General features: G+C 72.0%; 21 protein-coding genes and 2 tRNA genes. 15 read left to right on the plus strand and 8 right to left on the minus strand.

Annotated features, from left to right (window positions below):
• Positions 1-49: 49 nt before the first annotated feature.
• Positions 50-475 carry an SSI family serine proteinase inhibitor gene (locus ACN9MM_RS20240; protein WP_426368784.1) on the minus strand — a complete coding sequence of 142 codons (426 nt, stop codon included), beginning with the start codon at positions 473-475 and terminating at the stop codon, positions 50-52.
• Positions 476-747: 272 nt separating this feature from the next.
• Here ACN9MM_RS20240 and ACN9MM_RS20245 point away from each other — a divergent pair.
• Positions 748-838 (plus strand) — tRNA-Ser (locus ACN9MM_RS20245).
• A gap of 309 nt (positions 839-1,147) precedes the next feature.
• Positions 1,148-1,220, plus strand: a tRNA-Arg gene (locus ACN9MM_RS20250).
• Positions 1,221-1,376: 156 nt separating this feature from the next.
• On the opposite strand, the gene ACN9MM_RS20255 is transcribed toward ACN9MM_RS20250, so the two are convergent.
• From ACN9MM_RS20255 to ACN9MM_RS20265, 3 genes are all read right to left on the minus strand, one after another.
• Positions 1,377-2,252, minus strand: a complete 876-nt coding sequence (locus ACN9MM_RS20255) for a hypothetical protein (RefSeq protein ID WP_426364934.1) — start codon at positions 2,250-2,252, stop codon at positions 1,377-1,379.
• Between the two features lie 76 nt (positions 2,253-2,328).
• A complete protein-coding gene (locus ACN9MM_RS20260) occupies positions 2,329-3,516 on the minus strand; it encodes an NAD(P)/FAD-dependent oxidoreductase (RefSeq protein WP_426364935.1) in 1,188 nt (395 codons plus the stop codon).
• Positions 3,517-3,618: 102 nt separating this feature from the next.
• Positions 3,619-4,566, minus strand: coding sequence for an RNA polymerase sigma-70 factor (locus ACN9MM_RS20265; protein ID WP_426364936.1), 948 nt, complete (start codon positions 4,564-4,566; stop codon positions 3,619-3,621).
• Between the two features lie 182 nt (positions 4,567-4,748).
• On the opposite strand from ACN9MM_RS20265, the gene ACN9MM_RS20270 reads away from it, so the two are divergent.
• A complete protein-coding gene (locus tag ACN9MM_RS20270) occupies positions 4,749-5,114 on the plus strand; it encodes a PH domain-containing protein (RefSeq protein ID WP_382867579.1) in 366 nt (121 codons plus the stop codon).
• 124 nt (positions 5,115-5,238) lie between these two features.
• Positions 5,239-6,066, plus strand: a complete 828-nt coding sequence (locus tag ACN9MM_RS20275; protein ID WP_426364937.1) for a BRO family protein — start codon at positions 5,239-5,241, stop codon at positions 6,064-6,066.
• Here the strand turns inward: ACN9MM_RS20275 and ACN9MM_RS20280 are convergent.
• Positions 6,051-6,467: a hypothetical protein gene (locus tag ACN9MM_RS20280; RefSeq protein ID WP_426364938.1), complete on the minus strand. Its 417-nt coding sequence runs from the start codon at positions 6,465-6,467 to the stop codon at positions 6,051-6,053. The genes ACN9MM_RS20275 and ACN9MM_RS20280 overlap by 16 nt on opposite strands.
• A 25-nt stretch (positions 6,468-6,492) precedes the next feature.
• On the opposite strand from ACN9MM_RS20280, the gene ACN9MM_RS20285 reads away from it, so the two are divergent.
• The 9 genes from ACN9MM_RS20285 to ACN9MM_RS20325 all read left to right on the plus strand — a co-directional run bounded on the left by ACN9MM_RS20285 (position 6,493) and on the right by ACN9MM_RS20325 (position 16,973).
• Positions 6,493-7,359, plus strand: coding sequence for a DUF2797 domain-containing protein (locus ACN9MM_RS20285; RefSeq protein WP_426364939.1), 867 nt, complete (start codon positions 6,493-6,495; stop codon positions 7,357-7,359).
• Between the two features lie 86 nt (positions 7,360-7,445).
• Positions 7,446-7,781 carry an antibiotic biosynthesis monooxygenase family protein gene (locus ACN9MM_RS20290; protein WP_426364940.1) on the plus strand — a complete coding sequence of 112 codons (336 nt, stop codon included), beginning with the start codon at positions 7,446-7,448 and terminating at the stop codon, positions 7,779-7,781.
• Positions 7,768-8,697 carry an amidohydrolase family protein gene (locus tag ACN9MM_RS20295; RefSeq protein ID WP_426364941.1) on the plus strand — a complete coding sequence of 310 codons (930 nt, stop codon included), beginning with the start codon at positions 7,768-7,770 and terminating at the stop codon, positions 8,695-8,697. The genes ACN9MM_RS20290 and ACN9MM_RS20295 overlap by 14 nt, the downstream gene beginning before the upstream one ends.
• A gap of 84 nt (positions 8,698-8,781) precedes the next feature.
• Complete coding sequence (locus ACN9MM_RS20300) at positions 8,782-9,525, plus strand: response regulator transcription factor (protein ID WP_382867590.1); 744 nt, start codon at positions 8,782-8,784, stop codon at positions 9,523-9,525.
• A 5-nt stretch (positions 9,526-9,530) separates the two neighbouring features.
• Positions 9,531-11,096 carry a sensor histidine kinase gene (locus ACN9MM_RS20305; protein WP_426364942.1) on the plus strand — a complete coding sequence of 522 codons (1,566 nt, stop codon included), beginning with the start codon at positions 9,531-9,533 and terminating at the stop codon, positions 11,094-11,096.
• A 26-nt stretch (positions 11,097-11,122) separates the two neighbouring features.
• The gene (locus ACN9MM_RS20310) at positions 11,123-12,382 is read left to right on the plus strand and encodes a glycosyltransferase (RefSeq protein ID WP_426364943.1); all 1,260 of its coding nucleotides are present in this window, start codon (positions 11,123-11,125) and stop codon (positions 12,380-12,382) included.
• Positions 12,379-14,514: a glycosyltransferase family 39 protein gene (locus ACN9MM_RS20315; RefSeq protein ID WP_426364944.1), complete on the plus strand. Its 2,136-nt coding sequence runs from the start codon at positions 12,379-12,381 to the stop codon at positions 14,512-14,514. Before ACN9MM_RS20310 ends, ACN9MM_RS20315 begins: the two co-directional genes overlap by 4 nt.
• Before the next feature lie 150 nt (positions 14,515-14,664).
• A complete protein-coding gene (locus ACN9MM_RS20320) occupies positions 14,665-16,164 on the plus strand; it encodes an MFS transporter (RefSeq protein WP_426364945.1) in 1,500 nt (499 codons plus the stop codon).
• A 35-nt stretch (positions 16,165-16,199) separates the two neighbouring features.
• Positions 16,200-16,973 (plus strand): TetR/AcrR family transcriptional regulator, encoded by a 774-nt coding sequence (locus tag ACN9MM_RS20325; protein ID WP_426364946.1) that lies wholly within the window; start codon positions 16,200-16,202, stop codon positions 16,971-16,973.
• Between the two features lie 93 nt (positions 16,974-17,066).
• Here the strand turns inward: ACN9MM_RS20325 and ACN9MM_RS20330 are convergent, their stop codons facing one another.
• Together ACN9MM_RS20330 and ACN9MM_RS20335 are read right to left on the minus strand one after the other, a co-directional pair.
• A complete protein-coding gene (locus tag ACN9MM_RS20330) occupies positions 17,067-18,659 on the minus strand; it encodes an MDR family MFS transporter (protein WP_426364947.1) in 1,593 nt (530 codons plus the stop codon).
• A 15-nt stretch (positions 18,660-18,674) separates the two neighbouring features.
• On the minus strand, positions 18,675-19,124 hold the full coding sequence (locus ACN9MM_RS20335) for a MarR family winged helix-turn-helix transcriptional regulator (protein WP_426364948.1): 450 nt from the start codon (positions 19,122-19,124) through the stop codon (positions 18,675-18,677).
• Positions 19,125-19,284: 160 nt separating this feature from the next.
• Between ACN9MM_RS20335 and ACN9MM_RS20340 the strand changes: the two genes are divergently transcribed.
• Entirely contained in the window at positions 19,285-19,518 is a 234-nt protein-coding gene (locus ACN9MM_RS20340; protein ID WP_329856195.1) for a hypothetical protein, read from the plus strand.
• A 72-nt stretch (positions 19,519-19,590) separates the two neighbouring features.
• Here ACN9MM_RS20340 and ACN9MM_RS20345 read toward each other — a convergent pair whose 3' ends face one another.
• Positions 19,591-20,280, minus strand: a complete 690-nt coding sequence (locus ACN9MM_RS20345) for a TetR family transcriptional regulator (protein ID WP_426364949.1) — start codon at positions 20,278-20,280, stop codon at positions 19,591-19,593.
• Between the two features lie 19 nt (positions 20,281-20,299).
• Between ACN9MM_RS20345 and ACN9MM_RS20350 the strand changes: the two genes are divergently transcribed.
• The gene (locus ACN9MM_RS20350; protein ID WP_426364950.1) at positions 20,300-21,223 is read left to right on the plus strand and encodes an oxidoreductase; all 924 of its coding nucleotides are present in this window, start codon (positions 20,300-20,302) and stop codon (positions 21,221-21,223) included.
• Positions 21,224-21,376: the final 153 nt, after the last annotated feature.

Raw genomic sequence — 21,376 nt, forward strand, 5'->3', positions numbered from 1 at the left:
CCTCGGGCCGCAGCCTGTCACTGAGGGGAGTCTAAGGGAGCCTCCGGGGTCACCCCCGGACGAGGGGAAGCAATGGCTCCAGATTTTCCCAACGGGAGATCTCGCAGCCGTTCGCACGGGAGAAGTGGGCGTCGACCCGGCGGCCCTGCCAGGTGCCGCTGACATGGGCGAGGGCGGGCCCGCCGTACACCTGGGTGCACATCTGGTCCTCGGGGACGGGCAGGAACGGATCGCCGCCCTCCTTCGCCAGCTGGTCCAGGCGCGTGCAGGCGTCCCGGGCGGCCGGGTGACTTCCCCCGGCACGGCCGTCACAGGTGAGGTCGAAGGTGCCGTCGGCCGTCGGGTGGCCGCTCTTCTCGACGGTGACCGTCAGCGCCTCGGGCGACGAGAACAGGGCGAGCGGCGGCAGGGGACCGAGGCCGGCGGTCCCGACGGCGGCGGTGGCGAGGGACGCGAGGAAGAGACTGCGCAGCATGCGGATCTCCAGGAGCACGGGAAGCAGGGGAAGCACGGGGAGGGGGGCGAGCGCGGGTGCGCGGTGCGCCCGCCCCCTACTAACGCTCCGGGCGCGCAGGCGTTGCGCAAGCGGGGGTGCGCCGGGCGGGGAGGGCGCGCCGTGCGGCACGACGGGGCCGGCAGGGCTTTGCCCTGAACCCCGGAGGGCTAGTACGGTGAGAATCGATTGGTGACAGCAGGTTCGTCTGTGTCATCATCTGCACGCACCACCCGCGTATGCGCGAGGTGCGAGGAGGCGTCGCCTAGTCCGGTCTATGGCGCCGCACTGCTAATGCGGTTTGGGTCTTAAAGCCCATCGAGGGTTCAAATCCCTCCGCCTCCGCCCACACCGAAGCCCCGGCCTCCAAGGCCGGGGCTTCGGCCGTTCCGGAACGTCTCCACGGACTCCGCGCCGCTTCCGCGCGACGCGCGCCCGGCGAAGGATGTGACCCCGGTCTCTTTCCCCGGATTCCGCCCCCGCCCACCCGGCCCGCACCCCTGCCCCGACCGAGCCCCCTCGAGGTTGTTTTCGCAGGTCACAAGGGGTGGGGGGAATGGATTTCACATGACGGCGGCAGTCATGTAATGTTCTTCCTGTCGCCGGGACAGCGGGCCGAAAGGGCCGGGAAGCGGAGACAAGAACTAAAAACAAGCACTCGTAGCTTAACGGATAGAGCATCTGACTACGGATCAGAAGGTTGCAGGTTCGAATCCTGCCGAGTGCACACAGACAAGAGGCCCGGACGAGAGTCCGGGCCTCTTGCGTTTCCGGGGCCGTACGGCAGTGACGATCCCAAGGGCCGGCCGGCCGACATGTGCTGCCCCGGCTGCCGCTCCGGTTGCCGTAGGTCGATGCCGATGGTGGGCGTCGGTCGGGCGGGTCATCCCAGGGCTGAGGGGTTTGTTCCGTAGAGGGTTGCGGCGGTTGTGGCCTGGTGGGTGTCGCACGTCCGCTGTTCGTCGGCCGGGGCCGGCCACAGGGGGCGCAGGTCTGCTGCGGTGGGTGCGGGGTCCATGCGGAGGTAGTGGCAGGTGCCGTTGATGCGCAGGGCCAGGACGTACACCCCGTCGGCGGCGGGTCGGCCCCTGGCCGCGGTCACCTTGTCCGACGTGGTGATCAGCTGCTGCTTCTCGAGGAAGTCCATGGCGCCCTGGAGGGTGTGCGCGTAGCCCTTCGTCGTCAGGCTCCGTCGGGAGGCCGGGCCGCTCGGGCTCTGGGTGAGCAGTGCGCCCATCTGCGCCACGAGGCTGCCCGGCCGGCCGTCGGTTCGTGTGGTCGGGCACGGTATGCCCGCGTGCTTCACGCTGTACGTGCCCGTGCCGAAGGAGTAGCGGTAGCAGCGGACCGGATACGTGCCCGCAGCGACGCCTTCGTCGTTCGGCGGTGTCAGTCCCAGCATCGCCTCCACCGAGTTGGTATCGGCGGGGCCCCGGTTCCCGTCGGTGTCGGAGCTCAGCAACACTCCGCCGTGCGACTCGATGTGGGCCGCGATCGTCCCCTCCGTGAACTGGCCCCCGTAGGTCTGCCCGCCCGAGTGGAAGCCCGCGTTCAAGGAGCCTCGCAGGTCCTCGGCGATCTCGGCTGCCTGTGCGTCCACCGCCGACGTGTCCGGTGCGGTGATCCACTGCTGGAGCAGCGTGCCGGCCGCTCCCAAGGCTCCGGCGGTGATCGCGGTCGCCGCGAGCAGCAGGGCTCGCGATGCGCGGCGACCCGGCCGTGGGCCCTGGCCGCCGCGCTTCCGTTGTGGAGTTCCCATGTCTCCCCCCCCCGTTTCGGGTTCCTGGCTTTCGCGGGATCAGATCCTACGGATCTGGGGGAGTTGGGCTTTCGGGTCAGGCCGTGGCCCTGGCCGGGGTGGGCAGGACGCGGCGGCGGCGGGTCGGGATGCCCATCGTCGGGTTGGCGACGCCCCAGGCCGCGCCCTTGCAGATCAGTTCCTTGTAGCCGGCGGCGAACCGGCCGGTGAGGGCCGCGCGGACCGAGCGGTCGTCGGCGGTCACGTACTGGATCAGGCCTTCCCTGCGGCCCAGCGAGATGCACTGGTTGAAGTAGCGCGGCGCGGTCGTCGGGAGCTTCCCGCCGGTGAGGCGGGCGGCGATGGCGTCGGCCGCCTGCCAGGCCATGGGGGTGCCCGAGGCGCAGGACATGCGGAGCGGCTTGTCGCCGGGGCCCATGGCGAGGGCCGCGTCGCCGACGGCGTACACGTCGGGGTGGGAGACCGAGCGCATCGTCGCGTCGACCACGATCTGGCCGGTGTCGGTGACCTCCAGGGTGGTGGCCCGGGCGATCGGGTGGACGGCGAAGCCGGTGGTCCAGACGGTGACCGCGGCCGGGAGGGTGGTGCCGTCGCCCGTGGTCACGCCGTCCGCGTCGACCGCCGTGACCGCGGTGTGCTCGTGCGCCGTGATGCCGAGGCCGTCGACGACCTTCCGCACGTGCCGGCGCCCCTTGGGTGAGAGCCAGTCGCCGAGGGCGCCGCGGGCGGCGAGGGCGACGTCGAGGTCGGGGCGGGTCTCGGCGATCTCGGTCGCGGCCTCCAGGCCGGTGAGGCCGCCGCCGACGACGACCACGGACTGTCCGGCCTTCAGGGCGGCGAGGCGGTCGCGGAGGCGGAGGGCTCCGGGGCGGCTGGAGATCTCGTGGGCGTGTTCGGCGGTGCCGGGGACGCCCTGGGTGTTCCAGCCGCTGCCGAGGGCGTAGACGAGGGTGTCGTAGGCCAGTTCCTCGTGCTCGGGGCTGTTCGCGGCGCTGACCGTGACCGTCTTGCGGTCCACGTCCACGGCGGTGACCTTCGCGAGCTTCAGTTCCACGCCCGTGCCCGCGAACATCTCGCCGAAGGGGCGGGGCTTCAGGTCCTGGCCGGCCGCGAGCTGGTGCAGCCGGACGCGCTCGACGAAGTCGGGTTCGGCGTTGACGAGGGTGATGGCGACGTCCTCGCGGTGGAGCCGCTTGGCGAGGCGTCCCGCGGCGATGGCTCCGGTGTAGCCGGCTCCGAGGACGACGATCCGGTGCTGCTGCATGTGCCTTCTCCTGTCTCGCGCGGTTTCGCCCCTTGAACCGGGCAGCCCGACGATTCCTGACAGGAGTGGAGTGTGACGTGGGTCACATGGCGCGTGCGGGGGTCAGAAGGCGGCTTCCAGCAGGGGGGCGCCGTGGTCCGTCGCCGCCCAGTGCCGTGTCGCGCGGTCGAGCTTGTCGGGGTTCACCTGGTTGCGGAAGGCGGTGATGCCGTCCGCCGTGACCTCCAGGCACATGATGCCGACGACCCGGCCGTCGAGCACCGCCACCAGCGCGGGGACGCCGTTGGCGGTCGTGGCGTAGACGTCGGGCGAGCCGCCGATCACCTTGCGCTTGGCGATGCCGGGCTTGAAGAGGCCCCGCATGAACGTGGCGACCGCGAGGGCGCCCTCGAACGCCTTGGCGCGCGCCGGGACCTTGCCGCCGCCGTCGCCGATCGCGACGGCGTCGCCCGTGAGCAGTCGTACGAGCGGTTCGGTACGGCCGCTGGTGGCGGCCGCGAGGAACTCCTCGACGATCCGCCTGGCCTCGGCCTCGTCGATCTCGGTGCGGGCCCTGCCCGCGGCGACGTGCTTCTTCGCGCGGTGGTAGATCTGCTGGCAGGCGGCCTCGGTGATGTCGAGGATCTCGGCGATCTCCCGGTGCGGGTAGTCGAAGGCCTCCCGCAGCACGTACACCGCGCGCTCGTTGGGGGAGAGGCGTTCCATGACGGCGAGGACCGCGTACGAGACGGATTCGCGCTGCTCGGCGGTGTCGGCGGGGCCGAGCATCGGGTCGCCGGCGAGGAGCGGCTCGGGCAGCCACTCGCCCACGTAGGTCTCGCGGCGGACGCGGGCCGAGGCGAGTTGGTTGAGGCACAGGTTGGTGAGGACCTTCGTCAGCCAGGCCTCGGGGACCTCGACGCGGTCGACGTCGGCGGCCTGCCAGCGCAGGAAGGTGTCCTGCACGGCGTCCTCGGCCTCGCTCGCCGAGCCGAGGAGGCGGTACGCGATCGCCTCCAGGCGGGGCCTGGCGGCCTGGAAGCGGTCGACGTCGTTCATGGTCAGGGCCATGGTCCGGATCCTAGTCCGGGCGGGGTGGGAGCGGCAGGTCCGTGGGGTGCGGCCGGATCCGTGGGGAGCGGCGGGTCCCTGGGGTGCGGCCGGATCCGTGGGGCCTTTGCCTGGCGGGCGGTTCGGCGTGGGCGTTAGGGTCGGATGATCTTTCTTTCTCATCGGATGTGGGGGTTTGGGGCATGGCGCTCTTCGGGAACGCGCACGCGATCGATCCGGCGCAGGCGCAGCAGGACTTCGCGCGGCTGCTCGGGCAGGGGGAGCAGGTGCACGCCGCGTACCTGCTGATCCGCGACACGGTCTTCTTCACCGACCGGCGGCTCGTGCTCGTCGACAAGCAGGGCATCACCGGCAAGAAGGTCGAGTACCACTCGATCCCGTACCGGAGCATCACGCACTTCGCCGTCGAGACGGCCGGCACGTTCGACCTGGACGCCGAGCTGAAGATCTGGATCTCGGGCACGCAACTGCCGGTCACGAAGACCTTCACCAAGGGTGTCGACATCTACGAGGTGCAGGCGATCCTCACGCAGTTCGTCGCCAAGTAGGCCGGTGGAGGGGAGGGTTCTCGGGGGAATCGCCGAGAACCCTCCCCTTTTGGGTGAACCTGTCTGATTTGCATGTCAGTTGAATATGCCCTCGGCCTAGCTTGCGAGGCGGAGGTGATGATCGATGGACGCGATCGACATCGATGACCTGGCGTACGTCGCCACCGGAGCGCGCCTGCGGCGGCTCACCGCCCCGGACGGGGCCCACTGGTTCCCGGTGGTGGACGTGGCGAAACGGCTGGGGTACGCGGGGACGCGGGAGGCGCTGCGGACCGTGACGCTCCCCGAGGAGCACCTGGCGGCCGCGCGGGACCTCGGCGGGGGCGAGGGCTTCCCCGGACGGTCCGCCGGGATCCGGGCCTCGACCCGGATGGTGAGTCTGGAGGGGCTCGTCCAGCTCGTCGGGGCGTGCCGCAGACCGGAGGCCGGGCCGTTCCGGGCGTGGACGGCGGGGATCGTGGCGGCGGTGCAGAGGTACGGCGGATACGGGCTCGAACCCTCGCTGGTGCACTCCGGGTACCTGCTGCCGCCGGAGCTCGTCGACGTCCTCGTACGTCTTGAGGGGAGCTTCGACGAGCGGGCCGCCCCGTACACCGAGCACGTCGAGTACGCGGAGCTGCTCCGCGAGACGCGGCAGAGTCTCTCCAGGGTCGCCGACTCCCTGGAGCGCCTCGCCGTGCCCCGCCAGCGCACCGGCGCCGCCGTCGCGCTCACCCCGCAGGAGCTCGTGGAGTCCTGGGCCATCACCGGGGACATGCGGACAGTGGCCTCGTGCCTGGCGCCCGGGCTGGTACGGGGCGGGGTGCGTTATCGACCGCAGGACGTCACCCGCCGCACCGGCCTCTCCGGCGAGCGCGTCCGGGACTGCGTCCGCCTCCTGCTCGAACGGGGCTGCATGCGCGAGGTGGGCACCCCGGCCCCGGACGGGACCCGCATCTATGTGCTGCCCTGACCTCCTCCGTCCCGGCGGGCCCGTTCCACCGCCACCACCTGGTACGCGTCCGCGTAGACGATCCGCCCCGGGTCCGCCGACTCCAGGCGTACGCAGGGGACGCCGTGGTCCCGCAGGATGCGCAGGTACGGGGCGACCCGGGCCAGCGCCTCGGTCGCCGAGGGCCGGAACCAGGCGGCGGCCCCCGGGTTCACCGCGGGGTCGTAGACCGTCGGGTCCACCGACGTCGGGTCGGGGAAGTGCGCGTCGTACCAGTCGTTCGAGGCGCGCCAGATCGCCCATTCCCCGGGGGAGAGCCTTCCCTCCCGGGCCAGCGCGTTGGCCAGGCCGAACACGCCGGGGTGGTGGCCCCGGGGGCTCCTGGTCGGGGACTGGAAGCGGATGTGGCGGAGACTGGACACCGAAGCAGGGTAGAGAGGCGCGCGCGTGGAGTGGTGGTGCCGGGGGATCGGCTGGGCCGGCGGGGTGCCCGGCCTGCGGTGGCGGGGCGGGAAGGTCAGCGCGCTGACGTACGGGCAGCGGCTCGCCTTCCGGGCCGTCGGGGTCCGGCGGTGCCCCGGGGCGCGCGGCAACCCGTGCCCGCTGGAGGCCGTCGTGCCCGGCCGCGCCACCGGCGGGCGGTGCCCGGAGTGCGCGCGGCTCGACCGGGCCCACTCCGTCGCGGCCGACACGATCGCCGACGACCCGCAGCCGTACCGCGTGTACCTGGCCTGGTTCGGGCCCGGGATGACCAAGGTCGGGATCACCGCCGAGGCCCGTGGCGAGGCCCGGCTCCTGGAGCAGGGTGCCGTGGCGTTCAGCTGGCTCGGCCGGGGCCCGCTGATGGCCGCCCGGCGCACCGAGGAGGTGCTGCGGCAGGCCCTCGGCGTGCCCGACCGGGTGGCGTACGAGCGGAAGCGGGCCGCCCGGCACGCCCTGCCGCCCGCCCCGGAGCGGGCCCGTGAGGTCGAGGAGCTGTACCGGCGCGCGCGGGCGGTCGGGGGCTGGACGGAGACCCTGGAGCCGCTGGAGTTCGCCGCGCGGGACCACGCGGGGGCGTTCCACCTCGACGGGCTGACCCGTCTCGACGGCACGGTGACCGAGCTCGTAGGCGGCGGCGTCGTGACCGGGCGGCTGCTCGCCGCCGCCGGTCCCGACCTGCACCTCCTCGCTCCCGACGGGTGCTGTCTCGCGCTGGACACGCGGCTCATGGGCGGCTGGATCCTGGAGGCCGCGGGGGAGGAGGACGGCTTCTCGGTGCCGGTGACCGCGGTGGCGCCCGTGGCCGAGAGCGCGCAGGAAGGGCTCTTCTGAGGTCCCGGGTCCCGCTTCGTAAAGTCTTGGATCCCTTTGCCCGGCCGCCGTGGACATCCCGCCGTCGCCCCGGCGAGGGTGATCACATGACCCCGAAGCTGGTGGCGGGCCTCGAACCGCCCTACTACACCGCCGTGTTCACCTCCGTCCGTCCCGACGCCCCCGAGGGCTACGCCGAGACGTCCACCCGGATGCAGGAGATCGTCCGGGACGTCCCCGGCTTCCTCGGCTACGAGTCCGCCCGTACCCCCGGCGGCATCGGCATCACCGTCGCCTACTTCCGCGACCTGGAGTCCCTGGACGCCTGGCGCCTCCACACCGAGCACCAGGCAGCCAAGGCGCACGGCCGGAAGCACTGGTACGACAGCTACAGCGTCCACATCGGCAAGGTCGAGCGGAGCTACGGCTATGAGCGCGAGTGACAGGGACGAGCAGTCGTCGCGGCTCGACGCCGACGGGCAGTCGTCGCGGCTCGGCATCGACGGGCTGGTGGCGCGGCTCGACATCCCCGGACTCGTCGACGTGCACACGCACTTCATGCCGCAGAACGTCCTCGACAAGGTCTGGGCGTACTTCGACGCCGTCGGGCCCCTCACCGGCGTGGAATGGCCCATCACCTACCGCGAGGAGGAGGAGCGCCGGCTCGCCCTCCTGCGCGGCTTCGGGGTGGTCGCCTTCACCGCGATGCTCTACCCGCACAAGCCCGGCATGGCCGCCTGGCTGAACTCCTGGGCCGCCGACTTCGCGGCCCGCACCCCCGACTGTCTGCACACGGCGACGCTCTTCCCGGAGCCCGGCGTCGACGCGTACGTCCACCAGGCGCTCGACGCCGGCGCCCAGGTCTTCAAGGTGCACCTCCAGGTCGGCGACTTCGACCCGAACGTCCCTGAGCTCGACGGCTCCTGGGGCGCACTTGAGGACAGCGGCACCCCCGTCGTCGTGCACTGCGGCTCCGGTCCGAGCCCGGGGAACTTCACCGGCCCCGGGCCCATGGGGCGGCTGCTCGCCCGGTACCCCCGACTGCGGGTGATCGTCGCCCACATGGGGATGCCGGAGTACGGCGACTTCCTCGACCTGGCCCAGCGGTACGAGGGCGTCCACCTCGACACCACCATGGCCTTCACGGACTTCAGCGAGCGGCTCGCGCCCTTCCCCGGGGCCGAGCGCACGCGGCTCGTCGACCTCGGCGACCGGATCCTGCTCGGCTCGGACTTCCCGAACATCCCCTACCCGTACGTCCACCAGCTCCACGCCCTCGACCGGCTCGGGCTCGGGGACGACTGGCTCCGGCGGGTCCTCTACGAGAACGGAGCCGCCCTGTTTCACGTGAAACCTTGATCCTCCGCCCGGTGCCTTCCCTTTCTCAGGGAATTCACAGGAAAGGGCAAGAGGCCTCTCAGCGGCGGCGGACACCGTGGTGCCATGACCGTCACCACACGCCGCACCGGCACCCACGCCGACATGCTCCGCGCCGACGGAACCGCCGTCCGGGTCCTCGTCGTCGACGACGAGGCCTCGCTCGCCGAGCTGCTCTCCATGGCCCTGCGCTACGAGGGCTGGCAGGTCCGCAGCGCGGGTGACGGGGCCGCCGCACTCCGCTCCGCGCGCGAGTTCCGGCCCGACGTCGTCATCCTCGACATCATGCTCCCGGACGTCGACGGACTGAGCCTCCTCGGCTCGATCCGCCGCGAGCTGCCCGACGTCCCCGTGCTGTTCCTGACGGCGAAGGACGCCGTCGAGGACCGCATCGCCGGGCTCACCGCCGGCGGGGACGACTACGTCACCAAGCCCTTCAGCCTGGAGGAGGTCGTGGCCCGGCTGCGCGGCCTCATCCGCAGGTCCGGGGCCGCGCAGACGCGCAGCGAGTCCCTGCTCGCCGTGGGGGACCTGATCCTCGACGAGGACAGCCACGAGGTCACCCGCGGCGGCGACTCCATCCACCTCACGGCGACGGAGTTCGAGCTGCTGCGGTACCTCATGCGTAATCCCCGCCGGGTGCTCAGCAAGGCGCAGATCCTCGACCGGGTCTGGTCGTACGACTTCGGCGGCCAGGCCAACGTCGTCGAGCTCTACATCTCCTACCTGCGCCGGAAGATCGACGCCGGTCGCTCGCCGATGATCCACACCCGGCGCGGGGCGGGTTACCTGATCAAGCCGGGGGAGTAGCGCCCGTGCGTCTGCCTCTGCCTCTGCGTCTGCGACGGGGGCGGCCGTGGTCGCTGCGGACACGGCTCGTCGTCTCGGCGGTCGCGCTGATCGCGGTCGTCGCGACCGTGATCGGCACGGTGACGACGATCGCGTTCCGCTCGTACCTGTACGACCAGGCCGACGAGCAGGTACAGGCCGTCGCACACCGGGCCGCCGGTCCGCCGGTCGCCATGCCCGGGCCCGTGCCCGATGAGGTGCGGGAACGGGATCCGCTCGGCTTCGTCATCGGGCCGGGGACGCCGCGCGGCACGCTCGGGGTCTACTTCACGGCCGACGGCGTCGCCTCCGCCGGATACCAGGCGGAGGCCGCGGACAACGGCGGGTACGGAACGAAGTTCCGGATCAAGGGGTTCGACGCGGCTCAGCTGGCCGCGCTCGTCGCCGTCCCCCGTGACGACCGGCCGCACACCGTTGACCTGCCCGGCGGGCTCGGCGCGTACCGGGTCGCGTACGCCACCGGGGGCAACGGCACGTTCCTCATAGGCCTTCCCCTCACCGGGGTCGAGGACGCGCTCTCGACCCTCGTCCTCGTCGAGGTGAGCGTCACCGGCGCCGGCCTCGTCGCCGCCCTGCTCGCCGGGACCGTGCTCGTCCGGGTCGCCCTCCGCCCGCTGCGGCGGGTCGCCGCCACCGCCCGCCAGGTCACGCGACTCCCGCTGCACAGCGGGGAGGTGGCGCTCCATCAGCGCGTCCCGGAGGCGGAAGCCGACCCGCGCACCGAGGTGGGCCAGGTCGGAGCGGCCCTCAACCGGATGCTCGACCACGTCCATTCGGCCCTCGACGCCCGCCAGCAGAGCGAGACCCGGGTCCGGCAGTTCGTCGCGGACGCCAGCCACGAGCTGCGCACCCCGCTCGCCTCGATCCGGGGATACGCGGAGCTCACCCGGCGCGGCCGCGAGGAGTGCGGGCCCGACACCCGGCACGCCCTCGGCCGGATCGAGTCCGAGGCGACCCGGATGACGGGCCTGGTCGAGGACCTCCTCCTGCTCGCCCGGCTCGACGCCGGCCGGCCCCTCGCGTACGAGACCACCGACCTCGTCCCGCTCGTCGTGGACGCCGTCAGCGACGCCCGCGCGGCGGGACCCGACCACCACTGGCGCCTCGAACTTCCCGAGCACGACGCCCTCGTACGGGCCGACGGCGCCCGGCTCCAGCAGGTCCTGGTCAACCTCCTCGCCAACGCCCGTACCCATACCCCGCCCGGCACCAAGGTCACCGCGCGCGTCCGCACCGAGGGCACGACGGTGTTCGTGGACGTCGAGGACGACGGCCCCGGCATCGCGCCCGAACTGCTCCCCGCCGTCTTCGAACGCTTCGCGCGCGGTGACGCCTCGCGCTCCCGGCACGCCGGATCCACCGGCCTCGGCCTCGCCATCGTCCGCGCGGTCGTGCTCGCGCACGGCGGTGACGTGACGGTCCGGTCCGCCCCGGGGCGGACGGTCTTCACCGTCCGGCTGCCCGCAGCGCACGCAGCCGAGGACGCCGCACAGGACTCACAGGCGGGGCACAGGCTGATCACACAGCCGTGACAGCGCGGCCCGGGAGGGTCCCTGTCATGCGAACCCAAACCCTCGGGGAAGCCCTTCCCGCCCGGGAGCACCTGCCGGTGAACGTCGCCGGACGGCCCGTCCTGGACGTGGTGATCCCCGTCTACAACGAGGAGAAGGACCTGGAGCCGTGCGTCCGCCGGCTCCACGAGCACCTCCTCAGGACCTTCCCCTACGGCTTCCGCATCACCGTCGCGGACAACGCCTCCACCGACACGACGCCCGCCGTCGCCGCCGCCCTCGCGGCCGAGGTCCCCGAGGTGCGTTCCGTCCGTCTGGAGCAGAAGGGCCGCGGCCGGGCGCTGCGGACGGTGTGGTCCGCCTCGGACGCGCCCGTCCTCGCCTACATGGACGTGGACCTGTCCACCGACCTCAACGCGCTGCTCCCGCTGGTCGCGCCGCTCATCTCCGGGCACTCGGACCTGGCGATCGGCTCCCGGCTCGCCCGCTCCTCGCGGGTGGTGCGCGGGCCGAAGCGGGAGTTCATCTCGCGCGCCTACAACCTGATCCTGCGCTCCTCGCTCGCCGCGCGGTTCTCCGACGCGCAGTGCGGCTTCAAGGCCATACGGCGTGAGGTCGCCGAGCGGCTGCTCCCGATGGTCGAGGACACCGGCTGGTTCTTCGACACCGAGATGCTGGTCCTCGCCGAGCGGGCCGGGCTGCGCATCCACGAGGTGCCGGTCGACTGGGTCGACGACCCCGACTCGACGGTCCACATCGTGCGGACCGCGACGGACGACCTGAAGGGCGTGTGGCGGGTGGGGCGGGCCCTCGCGACCGGTTCGCTGCCGCTCGACCGGCTCGCCCGGCCCTTCGGCGACGACCCCCGGGACCGCGAGCTGAACGGCGTGCCGGGCGGTCTCGCCCGCCAGCTCGTCGGCTTCTGCGTGGTCGGGGTCCTGTCCACGCTCTTCTACCTCGCGCTGTACTCGGCCTTCCGCCTCGGCGTCGGCCCGCAGCTCGCCAACGCCGGCGCACTCCTCGTCTCCGCCGTCGCGAACACGGCGGCCAACCGGCGCCTCACCTTCGGCGTACGGGGCCGGGACCGGGCCGTCCGCCACCAGGCGCAGGGCCTCGTGGTGTTCGCCATCGGCCTCGCCCTGACCAGCGGTTCGCTCGCCGCCCTCGGCGCGGCGACCGGCGATCCGGCGCACTCCACCGAGCTCGCCGTCCTGATCGTCGCCAACCTCGCCGCGACCGTCCTGCGCTTCCTCCTCTTCCGGCTCTGGGTGTTCCCCGAGCGGCCGACCTCAAGGAACGAACGATGACCACCCTGTCCACCGCCGTCCCCGCGGCGCCCCACCCCGGCCGGGCCGCCCGGCTGTGGCGCGGACGCGCCGAGGACGCCCCCTGGGTCCGGCCCGCCTTCCTCGGTCTGCTCGCCGCCACCGCGCTGCTCTACCTGTGGAACCTGAGCGCCTCCGGCTACGCCAACTCCTTCTACTCCGCCGCCGTGCAGGCGGGCGGCGAGAGCTGGAAGGCCTTCTTCTTCGGCTCGCTCGACGCGGCCAACGCCATCACCGTCGACAAGCCGCCGGCCGCACTCTGGCCGATGGCGCTGTCCGTCCGCCTCTTCGGGCTCGGCTCCTGGCAGATCCTCGTGCCCGAGGTGCTCATGGGCGTCGGCACGGTCGCCGTGCTCTACGCGGCCGTGCGCCGCCGGTTCGGCGCGGGCGCGGGCCTGGTCGCGGGCGCGGTCCTCGCGCTGACGCCGGTCGCCGCGCTGATGTTCCGCTTCAACAACCCGGACGCGCTGCTCGCGCTGCTCATGACGGTCGCGGTGTACTGCGTGCTGCGCGCCCTGGAGCAGGAGCGGGGCGCCGCGAAGTGGCTGGTGTGGGCGGGAGTGGCCTTCGGTTTCGCGTTCCTCGCGAAGACCCTCCAGGCCTTCCTGATCCTGCCGCCGCTCGCGCTCGTGTACCTGGTGTGCGCGCCCGGCGGATTCGCGCGGCGGCTCGGCCGGCTGGGTCTCGGCGGGCTCGCGATGCTCGTCTCGGCGGGCTGGTGGGTGGCCCTGGTCGAGCTGTGGCCGGCGTCGTCCCGCCCGTACGTCGGAGGCTCGCAGAACAACAGCTTCCTGGAGCTGACCTTCGGCTACAACGGCCTCGGCCGCATCAACGGCGACGAGACCGGCAGCGTCGGCGGCGGGGGCGGGCCCGGCGGTGGCGCGGGCGGGGGCCGCTGGGGCGAGACCGGCATCGTCCGGATGTTCAACGACTCGGTCGGCGGTCAGGTCTCCTGGCTGCTGCCGGCCGCGCTGATCCTGCTCGTCGCGGGGCTCGTGGTCACCTGGCGGGCGCCCCGGACGGACACGGCGCGCTCCGCGTTCCTGGTGTGGGGCGGCGCGCTCCTGATGACGCTCGCCGTGTTCAGCTTCATGGCCGGCATCTTCCACGAGTACTACACGGTGGCCCTGGCCCCGTACCTCGCGGCGCTCGTCGGCATGGGCGCGGCGGTGCTGTGGGAGGAGCGCACGCGGTGGCTCGCCTCGGCGGCGCTCGCGGTGACGGTGGCGGTGACGGCCTGGTGGGCCTGGACGCTCCTGGGCCGTACGCCGGAGTGGCTGCCGTGGCTGCGCTGGGCGGTCCTGGTGACGGGTGCGGCGGCCGCGCCGGGGCTGCTCCTCGCGGGCCGGGTCGACCGGCGGCTCGGGCTCGCGGCGGCGGGCCTCGGCCTGGCGGCGGGGCTCGCGGGGCCGTTCGCGTACACCCTGGCGACGGTGGACGCCGGTCACCAGGGCTCGATCGTGACGGCGGGCCCGGCGGGCGGCGCGATGGGCGGCCGTGGCCCGGGCGGCGGCCGGCTCTTCGAGGGCACCGGGATGATGCCGCCGGGTGGCCAGGGTGGCCAGATGCCCGGCGGCCAGGGGGGCCAGTTGCCCGGTGGGCAGATGCCGGGGGGGCAGGGCGGCCAGATGCCGGGTGGTCAGGGCCAGGGGGGCGGCTTCCCCGGCGGCACCCCGCCCCAGGGCATGACCCGAGGTGAGGGAGGCGGAGGCGGCGGCATGGGCGGCCTGCTCAACGGCGCCCGTGTCGGTACGGAGGCGAAGGCCGCCCTGCTCGCGGACGCCGACGCGTACACCTGGGTCGCGGCCACGGTCGGCGCGCAGAACGCCGCCAGCTACCAGCTCGCCACGGAGAAGCCGGTCATGGCGATCGGCGGCTTCAACGGCAGCGACCCGTCCCCGACGCTCGACCGGTTCAAGGATTACGTCGCCGAGGGGAGGATCCACTACTTCATCGGTGGGGGCGAGTCCGCCGGTGAAGGCGAGGGCGGCCGCGGCGGGTTCGGCGGTCCCGGCGGCGACTCCGAGATCTCCACCTGGGTGTCGGAGACCTTCGAGAAGGTCACGGTCGACGGAGCCACCTTCTACGACCTGACCCGGCGAGCAGCGGCCTGACCCGGCGCGCGACGGCCTGACCCGGCGAGCAGCGGCCTGACCCGGCGCGCGGCGAACTGACCCGGCGTCCATAAATCCCTATACAGCGTACGAGAGCTCTTGTACGGTGTACGAGCCTTGGCCTCGTACACCGTATAGGAGTCTCCTGCCATGACAGCTACCGGCGGCCATCCGCAGCGCTGGCTGATCCTCGGCGTCATCTGTCTCGCCCAGCTCACCGTGCTGCTCGACAACACCGTGCTCAGCGTCGCCATCCCCTCGCTGACCTCGGAGCTCCACGCCTCCACGAGCGACATCCAGTGGATGATCAACGCGTACTCGCTCGTCCAGTCCGGCCTGCTGCTCACCGCCGGCAACGCCGCCGACCGCTACGGCCGCAAGAAGCTCCTCGCCGCCGGTCTCGCGCTCTTCGGCCTCGGCTCGCTCGCCGCGGGCCTCGCCGGCTCCACCGGGCAGCTGATCGCCGCCCGCGCGGGCATGGGTGTCGGCGGGGCGCTCCTGATGACGACGACCCTCGCCGTCGTCATGCAGATCTTCGACGACTCCGAGCGGGTGAAGGCCATCGCGCTCTGGTCCACCGTCGCCTCGCTCGGCTTCGCCGGGGGCCCGCTGATCGGCGGCGTGATCCTCAACCACTTCTGGTGGGGAATGATCTTCCTGATCAACATCCCGGTGGCGGCCCTCGCGCTCGTCGCCGTCCTCAAACTCGTACCGGAGTCCAAGAACCCGCAGGGCGACCGCCCCGACCTGCTCGGCGCGCTGCTCTCCACCATCGGCATGACCGCCGTCGTGTACGCGATCATCAGCGGTCCCGAGCACGGCTGGCTCTCCGCGCAGGTGCTCGTCCCGGCCGCGATCGGTGTCGCCGGTCTGGGCGCCTTCGCGCTGTGGGAGCTGCACACCCCGTACCCGATGCTCGACATGCACTTCTTCCGGAACCAGAAGTTCATCGGCGCCATCGGCGGCTCGATCCTGGTCGTCTTCGGCATGGGCGGCTCGCTCTTCCTGCTCACCCAGCACCTGCAGTTCGTCCTCGGTTACGAGCCGCTCGAAGCCGGTCTCCGCATGGCGCCGCTGGCCCTGACGATCGTCGGCCTCAACCTGACCGGCGTCGGCCCGAGGATCGTCATGAAGCTCGGCACCCCGCCCACCGTCGTCGTCGGCATGACGCTGGTCGCGGCCGGCCTCGCCTCGATCTCGCTGCTCGGCGGCGGCACCGACGGCAGTTACTGGGGCATGCTGCTCGGTCTGGTCCTGATGGGCGTCGGCATCGCCGTCTCCTCCCCGGCCATGGCCAACGCGCTGATGAGCGCGATCCCGCCGGAGAAGGCGGGCGTGGGCGCCGGCATCAACGGCACCCTGGCCGAGTTCGGCAACGGCCTCGGTGTCGCCGTCCTCGGCGCCGTGCTCAACGCCCGCTTCGCCGCGCTCGTCGCCGTCACCGCGACCTCGCTCCCGGCCGCGCTCGCCGCCGCGGGCGGCGAGGCCGAGCGGCAGCAGATCTCCGACGCCTTCGCCTCCGGACTCCAGACCAGCCAGCTGGTCGGCGCGATCGCCGTCTTCGCCGGCGGTCTGCTCGCGGCGGCGCTGCTGAAGAGGGCCGAGCGCACGGAGCAGGCAGTGACGCCCGAGCAGCCGGTCGCTGCCTAGCATGGTCACGGACCGCTGACAGACGGAGGAACGCGATGGTCAAGGCAGCCGATCGGGCCAAGAACCCGGCGCGTTCCAGCGTCTGGCTGGAGAAGAGGGCCGCCCGCGGCGGTGGCGGCCCTGCCGGGCTCGACCGGGACCGGATCGTCGCCGCCTCGATCCGGATGCTCGACGAGGAGGGCCTGGCCAAGCTGTCGATGCGCAAGCTCGCGACCGAGCTGAACGTCACGGCGATGTCCCTGTACTGGTACGTGGACACCAAGGACGACATCCTCGAGTACGCGATGGACAGCGTCTACGGGGAGATCGACCTCGCGGCGGTCGACGCCGCCGGGGACTGGCGGGACCGGATCCGGCTGCTCGCCCTGGACTACCGGCGGATGCTGGTCCGCCACGGGTGGATGTCGCCGAGCGCCGGCCAGTACCTGAACATCGGCCCGAACTCGATCGCCGTCGGCCAGAAGATCCACGACACGGTCGCGGAGACCGGCCTCTCGCTGGAGCGGCGGCCGAGCGCGATGTCGGCGGTGTTCCAGTTCGTGTACGGCTACGGGACCATCGAGTCCCAGTTCGGCCGGCGTGCGGCTGCGGCCGGCATGTCGCAGGACGAGTTCTACGTGGACTCGGTGAACGCCTTCCGCGACGACCCGGACCTCACGGAGCAGGTGGAGGGGCTGAGGGAGATCCTCGACGAGCGGACCTCGCACGACAGCCTCAGCGCCATCTGGGACCGGGACTTCGACTACGCCCTGGACGTCCTGATCGCGGGCATCGAGGTCATGGTCGCGCGCGAGGCCGGGGGCTCCTGAGGACGGAAATGACGGAGCGGCGGGCCGTCCCCTGCCCGCCGCTCCGTACTCGACCCGGCCGCGCCTCCGCTCGAAGCGCGGCCGGGAGCTCTTCTACTTGGCTTCCGCCTTCTCCGCGTTGCTCTTCAGGGCGACTTCCTTGATGAACAGGGTCACCACGAAGGCGAGCAGCGCGAACGGCGCCGAGTAGAGGAAGACGTCGGCGACACCGTGGCCGTACGCGTCCTCCATGACCGTGCGGATCGGGGCCGGCAGCTTGTCCATGTCGGGGATGCCGCCGCCCGAGCCGCCCTTGCCCAGGGCACCCGCGGCCTTCGGGCCGAGCTCGGTCAGGCCCTCCTTGACGTAGTCCGTGACCCGGTGGGCCATGACCGCGCCGAGCGCCGAGACACCGATCGCACCGCCCAGCGAGCGGAAGAAGGTGACGACGGAGGAGGCGGAGCCGAGGTCGGCGGGGGCCACCTGGTTCTGGGTGCAGAGCACCAGGTTCTGCATCATCATGCCGAGGCCGAGGCCGAGGAGCGCCATGAAGAGCGCGATGTGCCAGTACGCCGTGTCGTAGCGGATCGTGCCGAGCAGCCCGAGGCCGCCGGCCGCCAGGGCGCCACCGCTGACCAGCCAGGCCTTCCAGCGGCCGGTCTTGGTGATGACGAGGCCGGAGACCGTCGAGGAGACGAACAGGCCCGCGATCATCGGGATGGTGAGGACGCCGGACATCGTCGGCGACTCGTTCCGGGCCAGCTGGAAGTACTGGCTGAAGAAGACCGTGCCGGCGAACATCGCGACACCCACGGCGAGCGAGGCGAGCGAGGCGAGGGTGATCGTCCGGTTGCGGAAGAGGCGGAGCGGGATGATCGGCTCGCTCGCCTTCGACTCGACGAGCACGAAGATCGCGCCGAGGGCGACCGACCCGAGGACCATGACGGCCGTCTGCCAGGACAGCCAGTCGTACTTGTCGCCCGCGAAGGTGACCCAGACGAGGAGCAGGGAGACGGCGGCGCTGATGAAGAAGGCGCCGGCCCAGTCGACCTTGACCTGACGCTTCACGACGGGGAGCTTCAGGGTCTTCTGCAGGACGATCAGGGCGATGATCGCGAAGGGCACGCCGACGTAGAAGCACCAGCGCCAGCCGAGCCAGTCGGTGTCGGTGATGACGCCGCCGAGCAGCGGGCCGCCGACGGTGGCCACGGCGAAGGTAGCGCCGAGGTAGCCGCTGTACCGGCCGCGCTCGCGGGGGGCGATCATCGCGGCCAGGATGATCTGGGAGAGGGCGGTCAGACCGCCGACGCCGATGCCCTGGACGACACGGCAGGCGATGAGCATGCCGGTGCTCTGCGAGAGACCCGCGACGATCGAGCCCGTGACGTAGATGATCAGGGCTATCTGGACGAGCAGCTTCTTGGAGAAGAGGTCGGCGAGCTTGCCCCAGAGCGGGGTGGTCGCGGTCATCGCCAGGAGGGAGGCGGTGACCACCCAGGTGTAGGCGGACTGGCCGCCGCCGAGGTCGGTGATGATCTGCGGGAGGGCGTTGGAGACGATCGTCGAGGACAGGATGGCGACGAACATGCCGAGCAGCAGCCCGGACAGCGCCTCCATGATCTGCCGGTGCGTCATCGGGGCGGTGTCGCCGCCACCGGTACCGGTGAGGCCGTCCCGCACACCGGTTTCAGGCGTGGTCGTAGCCATGAACTTCCTTTTTTCTCAAGCGTGGTGGGCCTGGGCCCGGCAGTCCCCGAAGGAGTCCCGGAGGCGGGCCAGCAGGTGGGTGAGGAGTTCGACGTCGTCGTCGGACCACTCCACGAGGTGACGGGAGAAGGCGTCGGTCACCCGGCGGTCGAGTTCGCCGAGCATCGCGTGGCCCGGTTCCGTGAGCCGCAGGATGCGGGAGCGCTTGTCGTCCGGGTCGGGCAGGCGCTCGATCCAGCCGTGTTCCACCGTGTGGGCCACATGGCGGCTGCACACGGACATGTCGACGGCCATCAGTTCGGCGAGCCGGCTCGTCCGCATGTCGCCGTGGTGGTTGACCAGGGCGAGCACGGCCGCCGAGCCGCCCTGGCATTCGACGGGCAGGACACGGGCGAGTCCGCGCTTCACGGCTCCGATCGCGCTCACCGAGCGGGCGAGTTCCTCGTACCTGTTCCGTGTCGCCATCGGGCACCCCCTGTCCATCTTGTTGCTTAGGGCAACCATAGAGATGGATGGTTGCTTCAGGCAAACTAAATCGGTCAAACGGCGCTAAAGAATCGGTAAAGGCGGGTGGGTGGTACCGGGGCTTGGGCCCTCCACCCCGACTTCGCTAGGGTCCTGGCCCATGGCACACAACCCCCAAGCACCGTACGGCCAGGGCCAGCCCCCTCAGGGCCCCGAGGGTTACGACCCCGCCGGCAGCACGCAGATGTTCCGCGCCTTCGTCGACGAGGGCACCCCGCAGCAGCGGCAGCCGCAGGCCGCGGCCCCGTCGGGCGGCCCGCGCGTCGGCCTGATCGTGGGTGTCGTCGCGGTGATCGTCGTCCTGGCGGCCGTCGCCTGGCTGGCGCTGGGCTGAACCCCCGACCCCCGAGAGAAGGGGCCGGTCCGCACCACGCGGACCGGCCCCTTCTTCTTTTGTCCGGTTCTTCTATCCGGCCGTCGGCTCGTCGCTCCTCCGTCCGGCCGTCGTCGCATCCAGCGCGGGCGCGAGCACCGCGAAGGCCTCCCCGATCAGCGCGCCGGGATCCTCGGCGCCCTGGCCCTCGCTCCACCGGTGCAGTACGGCGTCGAAGGCGGCCAGTGCCGTGCCCGCCGCGAGCCGCGGGTAGAGGTCGGTCCCGGGATCGCGCCCGAGCCGGGCCGCCAGCTCCTCCGTCAGCTCCTCGCGCCACCGGGCCTGGTGCTCCAGGAAGCGGGCGAGCAGCGCGGGCGTCCGCAGGATCAGCCGGACCACCGGAAGGGCGCGGTCGGCGTGGTCGCCGCAGGCGGTCAGCGGTACGGAGACGGTGTGGAGGAGCGCCTCGGAGGGGCGCTCCTCGGCGGGCCGGGCGGCGAGCCCCGCGCGCATGTCGGCGCCCATGCCGGTCAGGAACTGGACGACCACGTCCTCCTTCGACGCGAAGTACCGGAAGAAGGTCCGCTTCGAGACCCCTGCCGTGGTCGCGATCTCGTCGACGGTCACCGCGTCGAAGCCCCGGAGGGCGAGCAGCTGGAGCGCCGCCTCGGTGAGCTCGGTCGAGACGAGCTGGCGTTTGCGCTGGGCGAGGGTGGTCACGGGCTCGATGGTAACGCCGTGCCTTGCGTGACACCAGGGGGCATGCTTGACACTCGGTGACATGAACGGCAACGTGTGCCGCATGACTGACAAGCAGCGCTGGACCGCCGACCGGATCCCGGACCAGACCGGGCGGGTCTTCGTCGTCACCGGGGCCAACAGCGGTCTCGGCCTCGCCACCACCCGCGAGCTCGCCCGCCGGGGCGCGCGCGTGATCCTCGCCGTACGGGACCCGGAGAAGGGCCGCCGTGCCGTCGAGTCCCTCGACGTCGACGCGCGCCTCCTGGCCGTCCGGCGGATCGATCTCGCCGACCTGGACTCGGTGCGCGCGTTCGCCGACCGCGTCCGTACGGAGCACCCGCACCTGGACGTGCTCGTCAACAACGCGGGCGTGATGGCGCCGCCCCGCACGCTCAGTCCCCAGGGGCACGAGCTCCAGTTCGCCGCCAACCACCTCGGCCACTTCGCACTCACGGGCCTGCTGCTCGACCTGCTGGCCGCCGGCACCGATCCCCGGGTGGTCACGGTCAGTTCGATCAACCACCGGCAGGGCGCCCTTCGCTTCGACGACCTGAGCGGCGAGCGCGGCTACGCGCCCATGGCCTTCTACAACCAGTCGAAGTTCGCCAACGCCGTCTTCGGCAAGGAGCTGCACCGCCGGCTGTCCGCGACCGCGGGCCCGGTCCGCAGCGTGCTCGCCCACCCCGGCTACACCGCCACCAGCCTCCAGATGAAGGACACCTCCGGTCTGGCGAAGCTGTTCTTCGGGCGCATCGGCAATCCGCTGCTCGCCCAGCGGCCGGAGCGGGGCGCTCTGCCCCAGCTGTACGCGGCGACCGACCCGTCCGTCGCGGGCGGCGAGTTCATCGGCCCGGACGGCATGGGCGAACTGCGGGGCCACCCCACCCGCGTGCGGCTCTCCGACGCCGCGGACGACCCCGGGACGGGCCGCAGGCTGTGGGAGGAGTCGGAGCGCCTGACGGGAGTGCGGTTCCCCGGTCTCTAGTTCCCCGGTCTCCAGTTCCCCGGTCTCCAGTTCCCAGGCCGCCGAATTCCCGGCCGCCGGATCCCAGGCTGCCGAATCCCCGGCCGTCGAATTCCCGGCCGCCGAATTCCCCGCCGCCGAATTCCCTGGCCACCAAAACCTAGGGGTGTTAGC

Source organism: Streptomyces sp. E-08 (genome assembly GCF_049913095.1).
Taxonomy (GTDB): domain Bacteria; phylum Actinomycetota; class Actinomycetes; order Streptomycetales; family Streptomycetaceae; genus Streptomyces.

Excerpts from the sequence above, each read along its gene's own strand:
- ACN9MM_RS20240 (WP_426368784.1), bottom strand. The coding sequence starts at position 475 with ATGCTGCGCAGTCTCTTCCTCGCGTCCCTCGCCACCGCCGCCGTCGGG.
- ACN9MM_RS20255 (WP_426364934.1), bottom strand. The coding sequence starts at position 2,252 with ATGGGAACTCCACAACGGAAGCGCGGCGGCCAGGGCCCACGGCCGGGT.
- ACN9MM_RS20260 (WP_426364935.1), bottom strand. The coding sequence starts at position 3,516 with ATGCAGCAGCACCGGATCGTCGTCCTCGGAGCCGGCTACACCGGAGCC.
- ACN9MM_RS20265 (WP_426364936.1), bottom strand. The coding sequence starts at position 4,566 with ATGGCCCTGACCATGAACGACGTCGACCGCTTCCAGGCCGCCAGGCCC.
- ACN9MM_RS20270 (WP_382867579.1), top strand. The coding sequence starts at position 4,749 with ATGGCGCTCTTCGGGAACGCGCACGCGATCGATCCGGCGCAGGCGCAG.
- ACN9MM_RS20275 (WP_426364937.1), top strand. The coding sequence starts at position 5,239 with ATGGACGCGATCGACATCGATGACCTGGCGTACGTCGCCACCGGAGCG.
- ACN9MM_RS20290 (WP_426364940.1), top strand. The coding sequence starts at position 7,446 with ATGACCCCGAAGCTGGTGGCGGGCCTCGAACCGCCCTACTACACCGCC.
- ACN9MM_RS20295 (WP_426364941.1), top strand. The coding sequence starts at position 7,768 with ATGAGCGCGAGTGACAGGGACGAGCAGTCGTCGCGGCTCGACGCCGAC.
- ACN9MM_RS20300 (WP_382867590.1), top strand. The coding sequence starts at position 8,782 with ATGACCGTCACCACACGCCGCACCGGCACCCACGCCGACATGCTCCGC.
- ACN9MM_RS20310 (WP_426364943.1), top strand. The coding sequence starts at position 11,123 with ATGCGAACCCAAACCCTCGGGGAAGCCCTTCCCGCCCGGGAGCACCTG.
- ACN9MM_RS20315 (WP_426364944.1), top strand. The coding sequence starts at position 12,379 with ATGACCACCCTGTCCACCGCCGTCCCCGCGGCGCCCCACCCCGGCCGG.
- ACN9MM_RS20320 (WP_426364945.1), top strand. The coding sequence starts at position 14,665 with ATGACAGCTACCGGCGGCCATCCGCAGCGCTGGCTGATCCTCGGCGTC.
- ACN9MM_RS20325 (WP_426364946.1), top strand. The coding sequence starts at position 16,200 with ATGGTCAAGGCAGCCGATCGGGCCAAGAACCCGGCGCGTTCCAGCGTC.
- ACN9MM_RS20330 (WP_426364947.1), bottom strand. The coding sequence starts at position 18,659 with ATGGCTACGACCACGCCTGAAACCGGTGTGCGGGACGGCCTCACCGGT.
- ACN9MM_RS20335 (WP_426364948.1), bottom strand. The coding sequence starts at position 19,124 with ATGGCGACACGGAACAGGTACGAGGAACTCGCCCGCTCGGTGAGCGCG.
- ACN9MM_RS20340 (WP_329856195.1), top strand. The coding sequence starts at position 19,285 with ATGGCACACAACCCCCAAGCACCGTACGGCCAGGGCCAGCCCCCTCAG.
- ACN9MM_RS20345 (WP_426364949.1), bottom strand. The coding sequence starts at position 20,280 with ATGTCACCGAGTGTCAAGCATGCCCCCTGGTGTCACGCAAGGCACGGC.
- ACN9MM_RS20350 (WP_426364950.1), top strand. The coding sequence starts at position 20,300 with ATGACTGACAAGCAGCGCTGGACCGCCGACCGGATCCCGGACCAGACC.